Genomic DNA, 18,004 nt, shown 5'->3' with positions numbered 1-18,004 from the left:
TTCCAAGAAATGGACGATGCCGATCAGAAACTGGCGACAAGCTCTAAACCGCTTTATGATTATGTTCGAAGACCGACTCACTCAATACATGTAACCCTGACAGTTACACAGAATTATTTACAGGGTCGTTTTGGTGCTGGTTTGTTGCCAATTCAGCGTGCGCAAAGTGTGGAAAGAGCAAGTTATTCGAGCATTTTGCACTTGCTGAAAGTCTTGCTTGTTGAGTTTGTCTGATTCAAAAGCTTGGTTGGTTGCTGAAAGGTGGGCTTTGTTTTGGCTGCTTATTTATCACGGTTCTTACTTGGGTTGGTTCTTGAATCACTCAACCATTGCAATCGTGGCTTTTGATCGAGTAAAGTCAGTTTATCTTATTGAATTTTCATAACAAACGGCTCAAGAGGGATTGCCAACGCTTGGCGGCTTTGGTGCAAAATTGAAGTTCAGCGTTTACAGTGTGTTTTTTGAGTTCGGCTATGCGTTGTCAACCCCTTAGCCGGGCGTTATGCTCTAGTCACAATCAAACTATTTTGGAATTTATCACAATGAAAAAATTAACAATTCTAGCTCTTTCATCACTGGCTTTCTTCTCATCTAACACTTTTGCTAGAGATGATGTGGGTAATTATTCGATTACAAAGGCAATGAGCTCTGAAGTGGCTAAATCTAAATTAGGCACTGAAGTTTCATTTTACTTTGGCGAGCAGAGTTACGGCAAAGTTCTCAAAGAATTAGGTGAATTTAAAACCAGTAAAAAAACGAACGCTTTCAATAAAACAGATGAAGAAGCGTGCAATTGGGTTTTTCTTTCCGCCATGATTGCTCTTAAAGACAGAGCGATAAAAGAGGGTGGAAATGCAGTAGTTAATATCAAATCAAATTACAAAAATAACCTCACTTCAAGCAACGATACTTTTCAATGTGGTGCTGGAGCCGTAATGGCTGGAGTTGCATTGAGTGGTGAAGTTGTGAAGCTCAAAAAATAAGCATAACAAACGGTTAAAGAGGGATTGCCAACGCTCGTCGACTTTAGTTCAAAATTGAAATTCAGTGTTTACGGCGTGTTTTTTGAGTTAAGTGGTGCGTTGTCAACCCCTTAACCTGGCGTTAGGCAAGGTGAGTTTTTATCAGCTAAATCGAGTTTGAATTGAACGGCGAATTCCATGTTCTCATGGCTGGACTTAAGCAATAAATCGTCATCACATATTTGTTGTTTCTTGATCGTGTTGGGTTGCTTTTCGTTGTGAATTTAGCGCTGAAATAACCTTCAGCATCCAAACGTCCGCCGAGCATGCTACGCTCGTCACTTTTCTTCCAAACCGCTCAATTTGAGTTTTTTTGTTTCTTTGCTGATTCAGCGTTTTGGTTTATAAATGAATGGTTTAATTTGCTTCAAATTTACAAAAAAGCTCGTTCTTTGGTTTTGAAAATGTCGTTGTCAATCGGTTGGCCTAACAAACGGCTCAAGAGGGATTGCCAACGCTTGGCGACTTTAGTGCAAAATTGAAGTTCAGTGATTACGGTGTATTTTTTGAGTTCGGCAATGCGTTGTCAACCCCTTAGCCGGGCGTTATACGAATGGAGGGAATTGTGGAGCCATTAGAGCTACTAGGTCAAAAATATAATCAAATCAAAACGCTTGTCGACTGTAGCGAAAGACAAGAAATATACGACTTCTCAGAGAATGATGATGAGCAGGAGTATTATATTGCAGCCAAGGATGGAACTTGGGAGATGTTACTCAATGCAGAAGACTCTGTGGAAACCATCTTCCTGTATATGGACAAAGGCTATAGTGAGTTTATTGGCATTAAACAACAGACATCTCGCGAAATGGTGCTTAGCATACTTGGTAAGCCAGATCATATTCAAAATACGGTGACGAAATCACTTATGGGTAAACAGGTTGGTTGCTGGGAGCGATACGATTACGAAAATCATGTCCTGCACGTTCAACACTCGGCAAATAATGATACTGTGGAAATCATAACTATCATGTCTCCTACAGTAGCACCATCATTCGTATAACAATCTGTTTAAGAGTGATTCGCAACGCTTGGCATTTTTACTATGCGTTGCGTTTAGTGTTTAAGGTGGTATGCGGCGGCATTGGTATTGCGTTGCTCACACCTTAACAGGGCGTTATGCAACTCAGGTAAATTTAGGGGTTCAATCTTTTGTGATTTCTCCGGCTATTCGTTTTGTGTTGTCGGCAAATGAGTATTTTTACCCTCAAATTCGTGGCTAACTCAAGCCGTAAAACAAGCAAGATTCTTTGTTTGCCTCAATCAGTTTTAGCGCCGGTGCGCTGTTGAATTAGCGGGCGCAAAGTGCGGAAAGGGCAAGCTAATCGATCATTTCGCATTTGCTGAAGGTCTTGCTCGGTGAGTTTGTCTCATTCAAAAGCTTGGTTTGTCGCTGAAAGGTGGACTTTGTTTTGGCGGCTCATTTATCACAGTTCTTACTTGGGTTGATTCTTGAATCACTCAACCATTGCAATTGTGGCTTTTGGTCGTGTAAAGTCAGTTTATCTCATTGAATTTGCATAACAAACGGTTAAAGAGGGACTGCCAACGCGTGGCGGTTTTTGTTCAAATCGGCATTTGTGATTACGGTTGTTATTTTAGGTTTAGTGTTTTTGCGTTGTCAGCCCCTTAACCGAGCGTTAGCTGAGGTTAAGAAAAACCATAAAATTAAGCGTTTATTTTTCTTAGTCTGAGGCTCTAGCTTTACACCTGAAAGTCAGCACTTTTCCGCGTATCTCGCCAGTGGCACTGTTCGTGAAGCGGTTGAACTAACCGAAGTCTGTTTACGGGAAGTGGTGTGTTTGTTTATTTCTTTGGTGTGGCTTCTTTGGTTTTGAAACTCTTTTGCGCCTAAATGGGTTTTGCGCACTTGGTTGTTGGCTTCTTCGAAAGAATTCTTTGTAAATTGAAGTCTTAGAAGCTCGTCAGTTTTCCTATTATTTCTTCTTTGCCAAGTACGTTTCGTGGGTTAGGTTTTAGTTTCTCAGTTGTCCGTTTTACTTTGTCGCTTGAAAACAATAATGTGTTTTAAATTAGGCCGTTGGGTAGTCAATCTTCGGCTAAAGTGCAGCAGCTAACAAACGGCTCAAGAGGGATTGCCAACGCTTGGCGACTTTAGTGCAAAATTGAAGTTCAGTGTTTACAGTATGTTTTTTTTAGTTCGGTGGTGCGTTGTCAACCCCTTAGCCGGGCGTTAGCTGAGGTTAAGAAAAACCATAAAATTAAGCGCTTATTTTTCTTAGTCTGAGGTTCTAGCTTTACACCTGAAAGTCATCATTTTTCCGCGTATCTCGCCAGTGGCACTGTTCGTGAAGCGGTTGAACTAACCGAAGTCTGTTTACGGGAAGTGGTGTGTTTGTTTATTTCTTTGGTGTGGCTTCTTTGGTTTTGAAGCTCTTTTGCGCTTAAATGGATTTCGCGCACTTGGTTGTTGGCTTCTTCGAAAGAATTCTTTGTAAATTTAAGTCCTAGAAGCTCGTCAGTTTCTCGGTTATTTCTTCTTTGCCAAGTGCGTTTCGTGGGTTAGGTTTTAGTTTCTCCGTTGTCCGTTTTACTTTGCCGCTTGAAAGCAATAATGTGTTTTAAATTAGGCCTTTGGGTAGTCAATCTCCGGCTAGAGTGCAGCAGCTAACAAACGGCTCAAGAGGGATTGTCAACGCGTGGCGGCTTTAGTGCAAAATTGCAGTTCAGTGTTTACGGTGTGTTTTTTGAGTTCGGCGGTGCGTTGTCAACCCCTTAGCCGGGCGTTAGCCGACAAGCGAAAATTTCAAATTCAGAGGTAAATATGATTCCATTAAATTCATCTGTTGTTTCAGGGGTGGCAGTCTCGGAAATTGATGGTGAAATGAAGCTTCTGCTTATGAAGCGAGTAAAAGGTGGCTTCTGGTGTCATGTTGCAGGTTCAATTGAACAAGGCGAAACAGGCATTGACGCCATCACTCGAGAGTTCAGAGAAGAAACACAAATTGAGGCTTCCCCCCTATATAATGCTCAGTTTCTAGAACAATTCTACGAAGCCAGTGTTAATGTTATTCAGCTCATACCTGTTTTCGTAGTGATGTGCCCACCAGAGCAAGGGGTGGTTTTAAATGAAGAACATACAGAGTATAAGTGGTGCAGTTTAGAGGAAGCTCTTGGATTGGCTCCATTTCCAAACCAACACGAAGTGTATAAGCATGTTTGGTCGTATTTCGTAGAAAAGCCAGCTAATGCACTCTATCGTGTAGATGTCGGCTAACAAACGGCTCAAGAGGGATTGCCAACGCTTGGCGACTTTAGTGCAAAATTGAAGTTCAGTGTTTACGGTGTGTTTTTTTGAGTTCGGCGGTGCGTTGTCAACCCCTTAGCCGGGCGTTATATGCTTTCAAAATCTGTGAGTAAAAAGGAGCTTAAAATGATTCTAAATCACGTCTCAGTTGGTGTTTCAAATGTGGCATCTGCTGTGGCTTTTTACGATTCAGTTCTATCCGCATTATCGGTAAAGCGTTCGCATTACATTGAAAATGTGGCGGCTGCCTACGGTGAGAATTTTGAGTTTTGGGTAGGTTGTCCATGTGAAAATGGAGCTTCTTCTGGTAACGGAACTCACATCGCTTTCAATGCGCCAAGTAAAGAAGCTGTTGACCTGTTTTATGCTGCTGCATTAGAGCTTGGAGGCTCGTGTGCAGGTAAGCCTGGCTTACGTCCAGAGTACGGTGAGACTTACTATGCGGCATTTGTCCGCGATGCTGATGGAAACAAAGTTGAAGCAGTCTTTATGTAGTTAAAACAACGCATATAACAAAGCGTTAAAGCGGGACTTAGCACGCGTGGCATTTTCAATTTGCGTTGGGTTTAGTGGTTACGGCACTATGCGGTAGCTTTTGTATTGCGTGCCTGCGCCCCTTAACGCGGCGTTAGGCAATGTGAGTTTTTATCAGCTAAAACGAGTTGAAATTGAGTGGTAAATTCCATGTTCTCATGGCTGAACTTAAGCAATAAATAGTCATCACATATTTGTTGTTTCTTGATCGCGTTGGGTTGGTTATCGCTGTGAATTCAGCGGCAAAATAACCTTCAGCATCCAAACGTCCGCCGAGCATGCTACGCTCGCCACTTTTCTTCCAAACCGCTCAATTTGAGTTTTTTTGTTTCTTTGCTGATTTAGCATTTTGGTTTATAAATGAATCGGTTAGTTGGTTTAAAATTCACAAAAAATCTCGTTCTTTGGTTGTGAAAGTGTCGGTGTCAATTGGTTGGCCTAACAAACGGCTCAAGAGGGATTGTCAACGCGTGGCGGCTTTAGTGCAAAATTGAAGTTCAGAGTTTACGGTGTGTTTTTTGAGTTCGGCGGTGCGTTGTCAACCCCTTAGCCGGGCGTTAGAAGAATAAAAATGAGGTGTAAATTATGAGCGATTCGAGTAACAACAATGAGAGCAATGTTGAAGGTACAATTAATGCCGTAGCAGGGTTAGCTAAAGCTGTACCAGTTTATGAAGACGCACTGCAACCTGCAGCGAAAGAAATTGGAAAAGCTCTTGGGACAGTTGCAAAAACCGTCAATGTAGCGCTAGCTCCTGTCTCTGCATTGGTCTGGGGGTATGACAAAATAAAAGATTTCGTCGATACAAAAGTGTCTGAAAAACTCTCAGGTGTAAAAGATGAAGATATTGTTTCTCCACCACCAAACGTAGCAGGCCCTGCACTTGAATCACTAAAGTACACGGGCTGTATTGAAGAGTTAAAGGAACTTTATGCGAACTTAATCGCATCAAGTATGGATAAAAATACAACACATAAAGCTCATCCTTCTTTTGTGGAAATAATTAAACAATTGTCTCCCGATGAAGCTAAGTTGCTTACATACTTCAAGACATCAAATGCAGCTCCCATTATCAACATAAAAAACAATCGCAAAGATAAATCGGGAGGAAGACTAGAGTATAGGTACTTCACTAACCTCGGTGAACAGTTAGAACTGCAGAATCTAAGCTTAATCCCTTCATATTGGGACAATTTAATTCGTTTGGGTATCGTAGATATCCCCGATAATAATCAGCTTCTAGATCAAGGAGTTTATGACGATATAATCGCTCACCCTGCAGTTGAGAGCATCACCAAAGGTATAGATAAACAAGAAGATAGAGTTTCTGAGATCAAAAAAACAGCAGCTCTAGTTACCGATTTAGGTCGTCAGTTTATCGACACTTGTGTTGTTGATCATCGAGCGAAATGATTCTTCTAACAAGCAATTTAAGAGGGATTCACAACGCTCGGCATTTTTGCTTCTACTTCAAATTTAGTGTTTATGGCACAATGCTTTAGGTGTGGGTGGCGGCGTTGTTCACCCCTTAATTGGGCGTTATGCAACTCAGGTAAATTTAAGGGTTCAATCTTTTGGGATTTCTTCGGCCATTCGTTTGAGCTGTCGGCAAATAAGCATTTTCGCCTTCAAATTTATGGTTAACTCAAACCGTAAAATAGGCAAAGTTCTTTGTTTGCCTCAATCGGTTTTAGCGCTGGCGTGTTGTCAGTTTAGTGGGCGCAAAGTGTGGAAAGGGCAAGTTATTCGATCATTTCACAATTGCTGAAAGTCTTGCTCGGTGAGTTTGTCTCATTCAAAAGCTTGGTTTGTTGCTGAAAGGTGGACTTTGTTTTCGCGGCTTATTTATCACGGCTCCTACTTGGGTTGATTCTTGAATCACTCAACCATTGCAATGGTGGCTTTTGGTCGTGTAAAGTCGGTTTATCTTATTGAATTTGCATAACAAACGGCTCAAGAGGGATTGCCAACGCTTGGCGACTTTAGTGCAAAATTGAAGTTCAGTGTTTACAGTGTGTTTTTTGAGTTCGGCTATGCGTTGTCAACCCCTTAGCCGGGCGTTATGTCGCTATTTGTCTCAAGCTACTACGAGGTCATATGAGTAAAAATCAGGGGATTATAGAGTTTCTTGCAATGTCAGGCATTTTACCACTAGCTATATTCCTAATAATTATTTTGGGTGGTATAGGTTTCTTATTGCTAGCTGTGTTCTCTATGTCAAAAGATAAGTCTGCAAGTTGTGCTCAGCAAGATGGTAGTGAGTGCAAGAGGCTTGATACTTACTATGATCCTAGTTTGCCCGAACGATCGTGCCCTAATTGCTCAGGGAATATTAGCAAGGGTAAAGTCGTGTGCAGTACGTGTGGCGAATTAGATAGTAATGTGATCTCAACATAACAAACGGCTCAAGAGGGATTGCCAACGCTTGGCGACTTTAGTACAAAATTGAAGTTCAGTGTTTACAGTGTGCTTTTTTGAGTTCGGCGGTGCGTTGTCAACCCCTTAGCCGGGCGTTAGCTGAATGTTGGTATAAGTAGCATGATCAAAATTAGAAAATACGAAGATTCTGACGCAAGTGAGTTGTGGAAGCTTTTTTATCATACAGTTCGTAACGTGAATCGACGAGACTATTCCCAAGAGCAAGTTGAGGCTTGGGCACCAGATAATTTCGACCGCAAGATATGGAAGAATAAACTAAACGCTATTTCACCTTTTATTGCAGAAATAGAGGGTGTCATTGTTGGTTATGCTGACCTTCAAGAAAGTGGTTTAATCGATCATTTCTTTTGTCATCATGACTACCAAGGCAAAGGCGTTGCACGTTGTCTTATGGAGCACGTTTTAAAAGTTGGTAAATCTCGCGGCATTACCAAGTATTGTTCTGAGGTCAGTATTACAGCTCGCCCTTTCTACGAAAAATTTGGTTTTAAGGTTGTAAAAGAGCAAGCGATAGAAGTTCGGGGCCAAAAACTGCAGAACTTTGTTATGGAAAAATTCAGCTAACAAAGCGTTTAAGAGTGATTCCAAACGCTTGCCGGTTTCGCTTCGCTCAAGTATGGCAAACGTTTGTCACACCTTAACGCGGCGTTATGCAACTCAGGTAAATTTAGGGGTTCAATCTTTTGGGATTTCTCCGGCCATTCGTTTTGTGTTGTCGGCAAATGAGCTTTTTTACCCTCAAATTCTTGGTTAACTCAAGCCGTAAAACAGGCAAAGTTCTTTGTTTGCCTCAATGAGTTTTGGTGCTGGTTTGTTGTGAATTTAGCGCGCGCAAAGTGTGGAAAGGGCAAGTTAATCGATCATTTTGCTTTTGCTGAAGTTTTCGCTCGTTGAGTTTGTCTCATTCAAAAGCTTGGTTTGTTGTTGAAAGGTGGACTTTGTTTTGGCGGCTTATTTATTACGGCTCTGGCTTGGGTTTGTTCTTGAATCACTCAACCATTGCAATCGTGGTTTTTGATCGAGTAAAGTCAGTTTATCTTATTGAATTTGCATAACAAACGGCTCAAGAGGGATTGCCAACGCTTGGCGGTTTTAGTGCAAAATTGAAGTTCAGTGTTTACAGTGTGTTTTTTGAGTTCGGCAGTGCGTTGTCAACCCCTTAGCCGGGCGTTATGTGTTTGGTCAGTTTTTTAGGTCAAAGCTACGATTTCATTGAAAATTCGTTCCGTGTTTTCGGCAAGTTGACTTGGCCGAAATGATTTTGTGGAACTTCTGAAGTTGATCGTTTTCAAGGTTCTTGGGTTGCCTCAATTAAGTTTTGGATCTGGCTTGTGTTGAGTTTAGTCAGTTTCAAATCGCTTTAATTGAAATGTCCTTTTGACTGGTTTTCTTGCTGACATTCAGCTCTGAAAATCTGGTGACGCAGAAAATTTAGCGGTTGCTGAAAGGGCGCTTTCTTTGTTGTTGATTCTGTAAGTGGCTCTCTTTGGCTAAGATCGCTGTGAAATTTAGGTTTTTGGTAAACATCGTTTTTGTACGTAACTTATTCAAATTCCTTCGTTTCTACGGTGGTTTACTTTGAATTCACGGTAAAATTCACATAACAAGCAATTCAAGTGGATTCTCAACGCGTGGCAGTTTTACTATGCGTTAGGTAAAGTGTTTTACGGTGCAATGCGGCGGCTTGGCCAGTGCGTTGTTCACCACTTAATTGGGCGTTATATTTCAAATTAAAATACGAGGAATGCTAGTGAACTTTGATAAAGAAATCGGTTACTACCTTCTTGAGGATAAGCTGTACTCAGAAAACGAGCTTGATTATAAAGATAGATTAAGAGCGCAGAAGGTTCTTACAATAAAATACTCACCTTTTGATGGTTCGATTACAGTCAATAAAAATATAGCGTATACAAAGGATTTAGAGATTCAGGCAAGGCTTAAGGAAAAGCTTTATGAAAATTATGATGAATCTGCCTTAGTAAACCTATCTCAAGAACTAATAGAATACGTATCAAAATCGGTGGAAAGTTCATTAAAGAAAGTGATTCGAAATTATGGGAGCTACGCATCAGAGGATGAGGTCACTAGTGCGTTAGCTACTTTATTGAACGACGATCATTCTATTGATGATGATAGTGTCACAATTTCTTTTCAAACATATTCTTCTCGAACTAAGGAACCTATAAATGGAGCTGACTTAGGTTTTATTTTTGATCTAAGAGATAGATACGGAAATAGAGTGGTAAAAACAATTATAATCCAAGCAAAAAAAACTCCTGATCTAAGCAAAAATGTACTTGAATTGCCTAGGGTCTATGACCAGCTCAAGAAAATGAGGAAGATAACGAATGAAAGTTATGTTTTTCTATACAACGGTTATGGCTTTTCAGCGGTTAAGTCATCAGATATTAATAATAAATTGAGTATATCTGGCATTTTTTCTGAAGTTATGAGTTGCCAATCTGGTGACAAAAGTAAATTAACCTTGATTAATGCATTGGATAGTAAGCGTGTTATAAACGTCGATATTGATGAAAAAATATAACAAGCAATTTAAGAGGGATTCACAACGCTTGGCAGTTTTGATTCTACTTCAAATTTAGTGTTTATGGCACAATGCTTTAGGTTTTGGGGAGGCGTTGTTCACCCCTTAATTGGGCGTTAGCTAAGGTTAAGAAAAACCATAAAATTAAGCGCTTATTTTTCTTAGTCTGAGGCTCTAGCTTTACACCTGAAAGTCAGCACTTTTCCTCGTATCTCGCCAGTGGCACTGTTCGTGAAGTGCTTGAACTAACCGAAGTCTGTTTACGGGAAGTGGTGTGTTTGTTTATTTCTTTGGTGTGGCTTCTTTGGTTTTGAAGCTCTTTCGCGTTTAAATGGATTTTGCGCATTTGGTTGTTGGCTTCTTCGAAAGAATTCTTTGTAAATTTAAGTTCTAGAAGCTTGTCAAGTTTTCCTGTTATTTCTTCTTTGCCAAGTGCGTTTCGTGGGTTAGGTTTTAGTTTCTCAGTTGTCCGTTTTACTTTGTCGCTTGAAAGCAATAATGTGTTTTAAATTAAGCTATTGGGTAGTCAATCTCCGGCTAAAGTGCAACAGCTAACAAGCGGCTCAAGAGGGATTGCCAACGCTTGGCGACTTTAGTGCAAAATTGAAGTTCAGTGTTTACGGTGTGTTTTTTGAGTTCGGCGGTGCGTTGCCAACCCCTTAGCCGGGCGTTATATTTTTTTAAGTTCAGCAACCAAAAGGATTCATGATGAACGTGGATAAAGCGAAAAAACGCATATTGAAACGAGTACAAAGAGGTTTCAAAGGTTATCCGCAAATATCATTAGAGTATTTCGGTAAAACGACGGACTTAGCGACCGAAGTCGTTATCACCTTTTTACCTGAAGAGAATGCCGATCCCCAAATACAACGTTTTACAAGTGACAAAGATGCCCGCGAAGACGAAGCGATTCAATCTGTATTGTTAAAAATCATTGAGCGTGCGGAAGCTGCTACAGTTTTGGAAAAGCAAGAAATATCAGTTTGTTAATGGTTTGTCGGCAATCCTAAACAGTCGGTCACGTTAGTGTAGAGAATGAAAATATAACAAACGGCTCAAGAGGGATTGCCAACGCGTGGCGGCTTTAGTACAAAATTGAAGTTCAGTGTTTACGGTGTGTTTTTTGAGTTCGGCTATGCGTTGTCAACCCCTTAGCCGGGCGTTATGTTTTTAGAGGTTTACTATAGATGAAAGTGAGCAATCCCTTAACGATAATAGCTATATTTTCGGGTATAGCTGAGAGTTTTGCGACTGTAGCATTAGTCGCTCTCCCCCCAGAAATACAGGTTAAGTTCGTACAGTTTGTAATCTGGTTTCCAGTGCTTCTTGTGATATTGTTTTTCCTTGTCTTAGTTTTTAAACCATTGGTTTTGTATGCTCCTAGTGACTGGAGAGACGAAGATAAGTTTTTAACTGCCCTGAAGGTTCAGCGTTCTGTTGATTACTTTTTTAGCCGTGAAGCTAGTCAGTTCGAAAATTACTCGAAAGATGAAATGCATAAGCTACAACAAGCCTTAAATAAATCAATTGAAAGGAACTTGTATCAAGCCGAGCGTGAATGCATTCTTGAATATATTAAAGAGGGTTTTACTGGGACCAGTATACTTAGTGAAAAAACGGGTTATCCGCCAAGTTTAGTCAAAGAGCTCATTCAACAACTTCGTGAAGACAAAATTATAAAGCTAGATAAGCTAACTGGTAGATTTGCAATCGTTTGAAGTACAAACATAACAAACGCTTCAAGAGGGACAGCCAACGCGTGGCATTTTTACTATGCGTTGGTTTTTGTGATTACGGTGTTATGCGGAAGCTCAGTAGTAGCGTTGGCTGCCCCTTAAGCGGGCGTTATGTTTACTTGTATTTCAATGGCTTAAAAACTCTTCGATCTCTGTTCTTTGTCCCTTTAGCCATTCGTTCGAGTTGCCTCAGCAAATCCGCATTGTCGGCCTAAATTCGTGAATTTCTCAGCCCGTAAAACATGCCAATATTCGTGCGTTGCTTCATTTGCAGGTCGTGGCAGTTGGCTTCAAATCTCACTGGCTCTAAGTCGCTTTGAACGTATTAGCCAAGTAACATGTCAGCTTGGCAGTTGCCTCGGCAATTTACCATTGTTCTGCGCTGTGGTTGGAAAGAGAGGGCGCTTGTTGAACGTTTGTCGGGTTGCCTCATTGGGCAGGGAGGTGGAATTACGCGCTTGGTGTTTCGTGCATTTGGCGGCCAAGTGAGGTTAGGCTTGTGATTCACTTCTTGAAATACGTTTAACAACGCAGTTCTTTGCCAAATAAATCAGTCATTTGTGGTAAAACATAACAAACAATTCAAGCAGACCCTCAACGCGTGGCACTTTTGGTTTGCGTCGAGTTTCGTGTTGCCGAGCAATGCGGAAGGTTAACCAGAGCGTTTCGGGCTACTTAATTGGGCGTTAGGCAAGGTGAGTTTTTATCAGCTAAAACGAGGAAATTGAGCGGTAAATTCCATGTTCTCAGGCTGGACTTAAGCAATAAATCGTCATCACATATTTGTTGTTTCTTGATCGTGTTGCGTTGCTTTTCGTTGAGAATTTAGCGGCAAAATAACCTTCGGCATCCAAACGTCCGCCGAGCATGCTACGCTCGTCACTTTTCTTCCAAATCGCTCAATTTGAGTTTTTTTGTTTCTTTGCTGATTTAGCATTTTGGTTTATAAATGAATCGGTTAGTTGTTTTAAAATTTACAAAAGCCTTGTTCTTTGGTTGTGAAAGTGCCGGTGTCAATTGGTTGGCCTAACAAACGGCTCAAGAGGGATTGCCAACGCGTGGCGGCTTTAGTACAAAATTGAAGTTCAGTGTTTACCGTGTGTTTTTTGAGTTCGGCTATGCGTTGTCAACCCCTTAGCCGGGCGTTATATGCCAGAGCAAGGAATGCGGAAAAATGTCAGAAAAACATATGTTGAGAGCATTAGAAATCTCTCGAAATGCCTTACCTAATTGTACTCCAAACCCACCTGTTGGTTGCGTACTAGTCAAAGATGATACGGTGGTTTCTGAGGGCTATACACAGGCTATTGGTGGAAACCATGCAGAAGTACAAGCACTGAATTCCTATGATGGAACTCTTGATGGCGTCGTTGCTTATGTCACTTTAGAACCTTGCTCTTTTGTCGGTCGAACTCCAGCTTGTGCAAACACGTTAGTAAAATCAGGCATCAAACATGTTGTCGTTTCAATGCTTGACCCAGATGAACGCAATAGTGGTAAAGGTATTGCCATACTAGAGCGGGGTGGTATTAAGGTCGATATTGGTCTTTGCTATGAGCAAGTCAGTAGTTTTCTAGTGCAATATTTGGGTAAGTCGTAAAGGCATATAACAAACAATTTAAGAGGGATTCCCAACGCTTGGCATTTTTGTTTCTACTTCAATTTTAGTGGTTACGGTACAATGTGTTAGGTTGGGTGGTAGCGTTGCTCACCCCTTAATTGGGCGTTATGATTCACCCGGATTCAGTAAAACATCTTGATATCTCGGTAAAAATTTTCATGCGCGCCTAGGGCGATGAGTTCAAGAGTTACCGTCCCATCTTGATAGCTATAGCCAAGAAGAGTGAGTTGCTTAACCATTTTGAATTTATAAACACGGAGAAAGGACAAATCTCCTTTTTTCTGCTCGCCTAAAAGCGGATCTTCGATAAGTGCTTTGACCGCATTGTCCAGATCCACTTTCTGATTTTGGTGGAGTTTTTTAACGGTTTTCTTGAATGATGGCGTTTGAAGAACCTGTGTAATATTAGCCAAAGTTGTATGCCTCAAGTTTTCCGGCTTCTTTTTCAGCTTTAGCTATAATGGCTTGTCGAACAAATTCATAAGGTAAATCTGGGTTATCTTCCATCATTTCCCCAATTTTAGCCCAGTGTTCAATTTGTTTTGGTGTAGTGCGATTCAATGCTTTGGCCATGATAGCGGCTTTATCTACGAGGTCTTGATCAAGGCGTATGCTAGCGGTAGACATAATGTGCTCCTTCATTTAAAGTTTTAATAATTGTAGCGTGGCGCTACGAAGGTAGCAAGGTGAATCATAACAAACGGCTCAAGAGGGATTGCCAACGCGTGGCGGCTTTAGTATAAAATTGAAATTCAGTGTTTACGGTGTGTTTTTTAAGTTCGGCAGTGCGTTGTCAACCCCTTAGCCGGGCGTTATGTTGCCCCGATAAATTTGGAAATCTAGAGTTCGAAAATGATAAGAAAGTACAATTCACATGACTTAGATTCGGTTCTTGAAATCTGGCTTGAAGCCTCTGTTAAAGCGCATGATTTCGTCCCGGCGAACTTCTGGGGATCTCAAGTTGAGAACATGCGTAATATTTATATTCCTGCTTCAGAAGTCTTCGTTTATGAAATTGAGTCGAAAATAGTTGGTTTTTACGCGCTGTATGAAAGTACTTTGGCTGCCATATTCGTGTTTCCTGAATTTCAGGGTAAAGGCATCGGTAAGCAGTTATTAAGTCATGCCAAAGCTCAAAGGGCGATCTTGAGCCTTTCCGTATACAAGGAAAATCAGGCTAGTTATCAGTTCTATTTGTCTCAAGGTTTTGCAGTCGTCAGTGAGCAACTAGACGAGCATACGGGACACCCAGAGTACACAATGAGTTCGGGCACATAACAAAGCGTTTAAGTGGGATTTGGCACGCGTGGCATTTTCGGTTTGCGTTGGGTTCAGTGATTAAGTCGCTGTGCGGTAGCTTTTGTATTATGTGCCTGCACCCCTTAACGCGGCGTTATGCTTTTCGGGAGGATATATGGAAGCTTCGCTGTATGGCGCAAAAGGCTCGAATAGCTCTGAAAGGGTGGAGTGGGTACTCAATTTTAAGGGTATACATTACGATAGAATTGAGATCAGCTCTGACGAACTAACGACAACATACCTAGATATAAATCCTTTTGGATATGTTCCATCTCTTTGTATCGATGGTTCGGTTTTTTCTGAATCAATTGCAATTATTGAGTATTTGGAAGAACGATTTCCTACTCCAGGCTTATTTGGCAAAAGTCTCAATGAAAAAACGCACATTCGCAGAGTTTGTGAGTACGTAAACTCCAGTATTCACTCTCCCCAAAACAGAACAGTATTAAGGTTCATGCGTCCAGAGTTAGATGAGACGTCAAAGCGCGAACTTCGTGGTGACTGGATTATGCGGTGCTTAGAAAAGTTAAGTACATCGATCTGTTGTGAGTCAGGATTTGCAGTGGGTAACGACTTTAGCGTAGCCGATATATTTGTGGCTTCAATCTACAAAAAAGCGTTGCAACATGGTTGTGTGAGAAACGGCTTTTACGACAAGCATTTGATGTACATAAGGGCAAATGACAGTATTGTGGTTTCAGAACCACAAGCATAACAAACAATTTAAGAGGGATTCCCAACGCTTGGCATTTTGCTTCTACTTCAATTTTAGTGTTTACGGTACAATGCGTTAGGTTGGGTGGTAGCGTTGCTCACCCCTTAATTGGGCGTTAGGCAAAACAATTTAGTGAGAAGTAGTATGAAAGTTTTTTATTCTTGGCAAAGTGATACTGAAGCCAAGTTCAATCGTCACTTTCAGCTTGATTGTCTGAAAGCTGCGGTTAAACAAATTAACCGCGAACTTGAGTTAGATGAACCCATTCGCGAAGATCACGATACAAAGGGTGTTACCGGATCTCCAGATATCGCCTCTACGATTCTAAATAAAATAGAAAGTTGTGAAGTGTTCCTGGCAGACATCACATTCGTTTGCCACTCTGAGAGTAGTAGAGCTCTTTCGAACCCCAATGTGCTAATTGAATTAGGCTATGCTATGCACGCATTAGGCAGTGGTAGGATTATCAATATTATGAATACCGCTTTTGGTGAACCTGAGGGTAAGATTCCATTTGATTTAGCGCACAAACGCTGGCCTATCACCTACAATTTAAGTCCCGAGAATATGTCGGAAAAATCCCAAATCAAAAGGGATCTAGTTTCGGTGCTTGTGCATGCGATTAAACCGTTTGCGAAACAACGAAAGGTCGCTAAGCCAGTTTTTGAAAATAGCGCCGCAAAGATAAGGCACTCAGAAGATTTAAGAAAACAGCTTAGTGATTATATACAAAGGATTAATAACGAAGGGTTGCGTCGAAAAGCTATAATTCGAGATATTGACCGTGTTGAGTCTTATCCCGAAGTCGTCGAAAGTGAGGGTATTTCACCTTGGTTCAGCGTTGAGTTAGCTCAACTCTATCACAGAGGCGTTCAAGTTTTCTTGAGAGCAGGTGCTGTTATGCTATGTGATGATGGAACATATAGGTTTCGTGATAACTCAAAAAGTGAAAAGGGTGATGAAAGAGTTTTCCTCATAGGTGAAATTCCATTTACCAACATTGTTTCCATCAATTTTGATGGTGATGAGTATGACTATTTTCCCCATGTCTTTTGCCATTTTTCTGAGCCCAATGGAGAACCATACGAGCGTTTAATTGTTTGTAAAGAAATCGAAATGGGTCACGGGCACAAATACTATTCTGAAATTGGAACACTTGAAAATATGCAAAAGAATAGTGAAAAGTACGGTGTTAAAGATTTTGCCTAACAAACAATTTAAGAGTGATTCAGCACGCTTGGCATTTTTGGTTTGGGTCTAATTTAGTGTTTGCGGTGTTCAAATTGAGTGCTGTGGTAGCGTGCTTCACACCTTAATTGGGCGTTAGGCAAGGTGAGTTTTTATCAGCTAAAACGAGGAAATTGAGCGGTAAATTCCATGTTCTCAGGCTGGACTTAAGCAATAAATCGTCATCACATATTTGTTGTTTCTTGATCGTGTTGCGTTGCTTTTCGTTGAGAATTTAGCGGCAAAATAACCTTCAGCATCCAAACGTCCGCCGAGCATGCTACGCTCGTCACTTTTCTTCCAAATCGCTCAATTTGAGTTTTTTTGTTTCTTTGCTGATTTAGCATTTTGGTTTATAAATGAATCGGTTAGTTGTTTTAAAATTTACAAAAGCCTTGTTCTTTGGTTGTGAAAGTGTCGGTGTCAATTGGTTGGCCTAACAAACGGCTCAAGAGGGATTGCCAACGCGTGGCGGCTTTAGTACAAAATTGAAGTTCAGTGTTTACAGTGTGTTTTTTGAGTTCGGCTATGCGTTGTCAACCCCTTAGCCGGGCGTTAGTTGAATAAGGAAGTTTCGTGGATATATTAGGATTACTATCAGGTGCTTTAGCTCAAGTTTGGTACATCATACCTCTGTTACTTTTCGTTTCGATATTCAAGAGCCGATGGTTTAAAGGTATGTTCGGGGAGTTCTTGGTAAACAGACTGCTGTCACAGTTACCTGAGTCAGACTACACGTTAGTACAAGATGTAACCTTACCCACAGAAGATGGCACAACACAAATCGACCATGTTGTTGTATCTAAGTTCGGTATTTTTGTTGTTGAAACGAAAAACATGAAAGGGTGGATCTTTGGCTCAAAAAGTCAAAAACAATGGACTCAAAAAATCTATCGGCATACTTCTAAATTTCAGAACCCTCTTCATCAGAATTATAAACATATTAAAACCCTTGAATCATTGTTGGGCATAGATTCATCTAAGCTGCACTCGGTCATCGTTTTTATTGGTGATAGTATGTTTAAAACTGAGATGCCTAACAATGTTACTTACGCACGAGGTTGCTTGGATTACATTAAGCAGTTCATACAGCCAGTATTTTCAGAGACTGAGTACGCTCAAATTATCGCAGCAATCAATGAAATTAAGCTAAAGAAAGGCATAGTTACAGATTTAAAGCATAGGCAACATGTTAAAGAGCTGGTCGCTTCAAAAGAAAACATAAAGCAATGTTCACGTTGTGGCTCTGAAATGGTGGTGCGTGAAACAAAGCGTGGCGAAAATAAAGGTAAACAGTTTTGGGGTTGCTCCTCTTTCCCTAAATGTAGGTCAGTGGAAGAATTCAACTAACAAACGCTTCAAGACGGATTCGCAACGCTTGGCGGTTTTTGTTTGCATTGATTAAGGTGTTTACGGTGTAATAATTGAGTGTCGTGGCCGCGTTGCTCACCACTTAAGCGGGCGTTATACCGCCGAGTACCCCACGTTCAGTAGACACTTTGCTAAGTTAGATCTAGGGTCTAATTGAGAGGTGATTTATGGCTAAACATCGTAATCCAGCGTACACCGAAGAGTTCCGCAAAGAAGCAGTTCGTCTT

The 18,004-nt window shown here is 41.0% G+C and carries 17 protein-coding genes; 15 read left to right on the top strand and 2 right to left on the bottom strand.

The genetic code is table 11. The annotated features are described in order from the left end of the window. The 11 genes from AACV32_RS07730 to AACV32_RS07675 form a co-directional block, all read left to right on the top strand. The coding region (locus tag AACV32_RS07730; protein WP_212752766.1) for a hypothetical protein at positions 1–234 on the top strand (234 nt) is incomplete at its 5' end. Positions 235–542: 308 nt separating this feature from the next. Beyond that, positions 543–983 (top strand): hypothetical protein, encoded by a 441-nt coding sequence (locus AACV32_RS07725; RefSeq protein WP_029190018.1) that lies wholly within the window; start codon positions 543–545, stop codon positions 981–983. A 604-nt stretch (positions 984–1,587) separates the two neighbouring features. Then, positions 1,588–2,025, top strand: a complete 438-nt coding sequence (locus tag AACV32_RS07720) for a hypothetical protein (protein ID WP_026028952.1) — start codon at positions 1,588–1,590, stop codon at positions 2,023–2,025. A 1,782-nt stretch (positions 2,026–3,807) separates the two neighbouring features. Further along, complete coding sequence (locus AACV32_RS07710) at positions 3,808–4,260, top strand: NUDIX hydrolase (RefSeq protein WP_017050098.1); 453 nt, start codon at positions 3,808–3,810, stop codon at positions 4,258–4,260. 156 nt (positions 4,261–4,416) lie between these two features. Continuing rightward, entirely contained in the window at positions 4,417–4,785 is a 369-nt protein-coding gene (locus AACV32_RS07705; RefSeq protein ID WP_017050097.1) for a VOC family protein, read from the top strand. 624 nt (positions 4,786–5,409) lie between these two features. Continuing rightward, positions 5,410–6,237, top strand: a complete 828-nt coding sequence (locus AACV32_RS07700) for a DUF4393 domain-containing protein (RefSeq protein ID WP_017049049.1) — start codon at positions 5,410–5,412, stop codon at positions 6,235–6,237. Between the two features lie 1,125 nt (positions 6,238–7,362). Then, positions 7,363–7,827 carry a GNAT family N-acetyltransferase gene (locus AACV32_RS07695; RefSeq protein ID WP_017048741.1) on the top strand — a complete coding sequence of 155 codons (465 nt, stop codon included), beginning with the start codon at positions 7,363–7,365 and terminating at the stop codon, positions 7,825–7,827. A gap of 1,186 nt (positions 7,828–9,013) precedes the next feature. Next, complete coding sequence (locus tag AACV32_RS07690; RefSeq protein WP_170895743.1) at positions 9,014–9,808, top strand: hypothetical protein; 795 nt, start codon at positions 9,014–9,016, stop codon at positions 9,806–9,808. A 708-nt stretch (positions 9,809–10,516) separates the two neighbouring features. Beyond that, positions 10,517–10,798 carry a hypothetical protein gene (locus tag AACV32_RS07685; protein WP_170895745.1) on the top strand — a complete coding sequence of 94 codons (282 nt, stop codon included), beginning with the start codon at positions 10,517–10,519 and terminating at the stop codon, positions 10,796–10,798. A gap of 197 nt (positions 10,799–10,995) precedes the next feature. Beyond that, positions 10,996–11,526 carry an ArsR family transcriptional regulator gene (locus AACV32_RS07680; RefSeq protein WP_170895742.1) on the top strand — a complete coding sequence of 177 codons (531 nt, stop codon included), beginning with the start codon at positions 10,996–10,998 and terminating at the stop codon, positions 11,524–11,526. Between the two features lie 1,192 nt (positions 11,527–12,718). Further along, complete coding sequence (locus tag AACV32_RS07675) at positions 12,719–13,144, top strand: bifunctional diaminohydroxyphosphoribosylaminopyrimidine deaminase/5-amino-6-(5-phosphoribosylamino)uracil reductase RibD (RefSeq protein ID WP_170895741.1); 426 nt, start codon at positions 12,719–12,721, stop codon at positions 13,142–13,144. 143 nt (positions 13,145–13,287) lie between these two features. Here AACV32_RS07675 and AACV32_RS07670 read toward each other — a convergent pair whose 3' ends face one another. Next, entirely contained in the window at positions 13,288–13,578 is a 291-nt protein-coding gene (locus AACV32_RS07670) for a type II toxin-antitoxin system RelE/ParE family toxin (protein ID WP_017044325.1), read from the bottom strand. Beyond that, positions 13,571–13,792 (bottom strand): TA system antitoxin ParD family protein, encoded by a 222-nt coding sequence (locus AACV32_RS07665; RefSeq protein WP_017044326.1) that lies wholly within the window; start codon positions 13,790–13,792, stop codon positions 13,571–13,573. Before AACV32_RS07665 ends, AACV32_RS07670 begins: the two co-directional genes overlap by 8 nt. A 225-nt stretch (positions 13,793–14,017) precedes the next feature. Here AACV32_RS07665 and AACV32_RS07660 point away from each other — a divergent pair, with 225 nt between their 5' ends. The 4 genes from AACV32_RS07660 to AACV32_RS07645 all read left to right on the top strand — a co-directional run bounded on the left by AACV32_RS07660 (position 14,018) and on the right by AACV32_RS07645 (position 17,756). Further along, positions 14,018–14,443 carry an N-acetyltransferase gene (locus AACV32_RS07660; protein WP_017048740.1) on the top strand — a complete coding sequence of 142 codons (426 nt, stop codon included), beginning with the start codon at positions 14,018–14,020 and terminating at the stop codon, positions 14,441–14,443. 136 nt (positions 14,444–14,579) lie between these two features. Continuing rightward, the gene (locus tag AACV32_RS07655; RefSeq protein ID WP_017050685.1) at positions 14,580–15,179 is read left to right on the top strand and encodes a glutathione S-transferase family protein; all 600 of its coding nucleotides are present in this window, start codon (positions 14,580–14,582) and stop codon (positions 15,177–15,179) included. A gap of 144 nt (positions 15,180–15,323) precedes the next feature. Then, positions 15,324–16,388, top strand: coding sequence for a hypothetical protein (locus AACV32_RS07650; protein WP_017048737.1), 1,065 nt, complete (start codon positions 15,324–15,326; stop codon positions 16,386–16,388). Positions 16,389–16,982: 594 nt separating this feature from the next. After that, on the top strand, positions 16,983–17,756 hold the full coding sequence (locus AACV32_RS07645; protein ID WP_170895740.1) for an NERD domain-containing protein: 774 nt from the start codon (positions 16,983–16,985) through the stop codon (positions 17,754–17,756). Positions 17,757–18,004: the final 248 nt, after the last annotated feature.

The sequence above is a fragment of the Vibrio sp. B7 genome (assembly GCF_963888765.1).
Taxonomy (GTDB): domain Bacteria; phylum Pseudomonadota; class Gammaproteobacteria; order Enterobacterales; family Vibrionaceae; genus Vibrio; species Vibrio anguillarum.
This window is presented reverse-complemented; position numbering and strand designations above follow the sequence as displayed.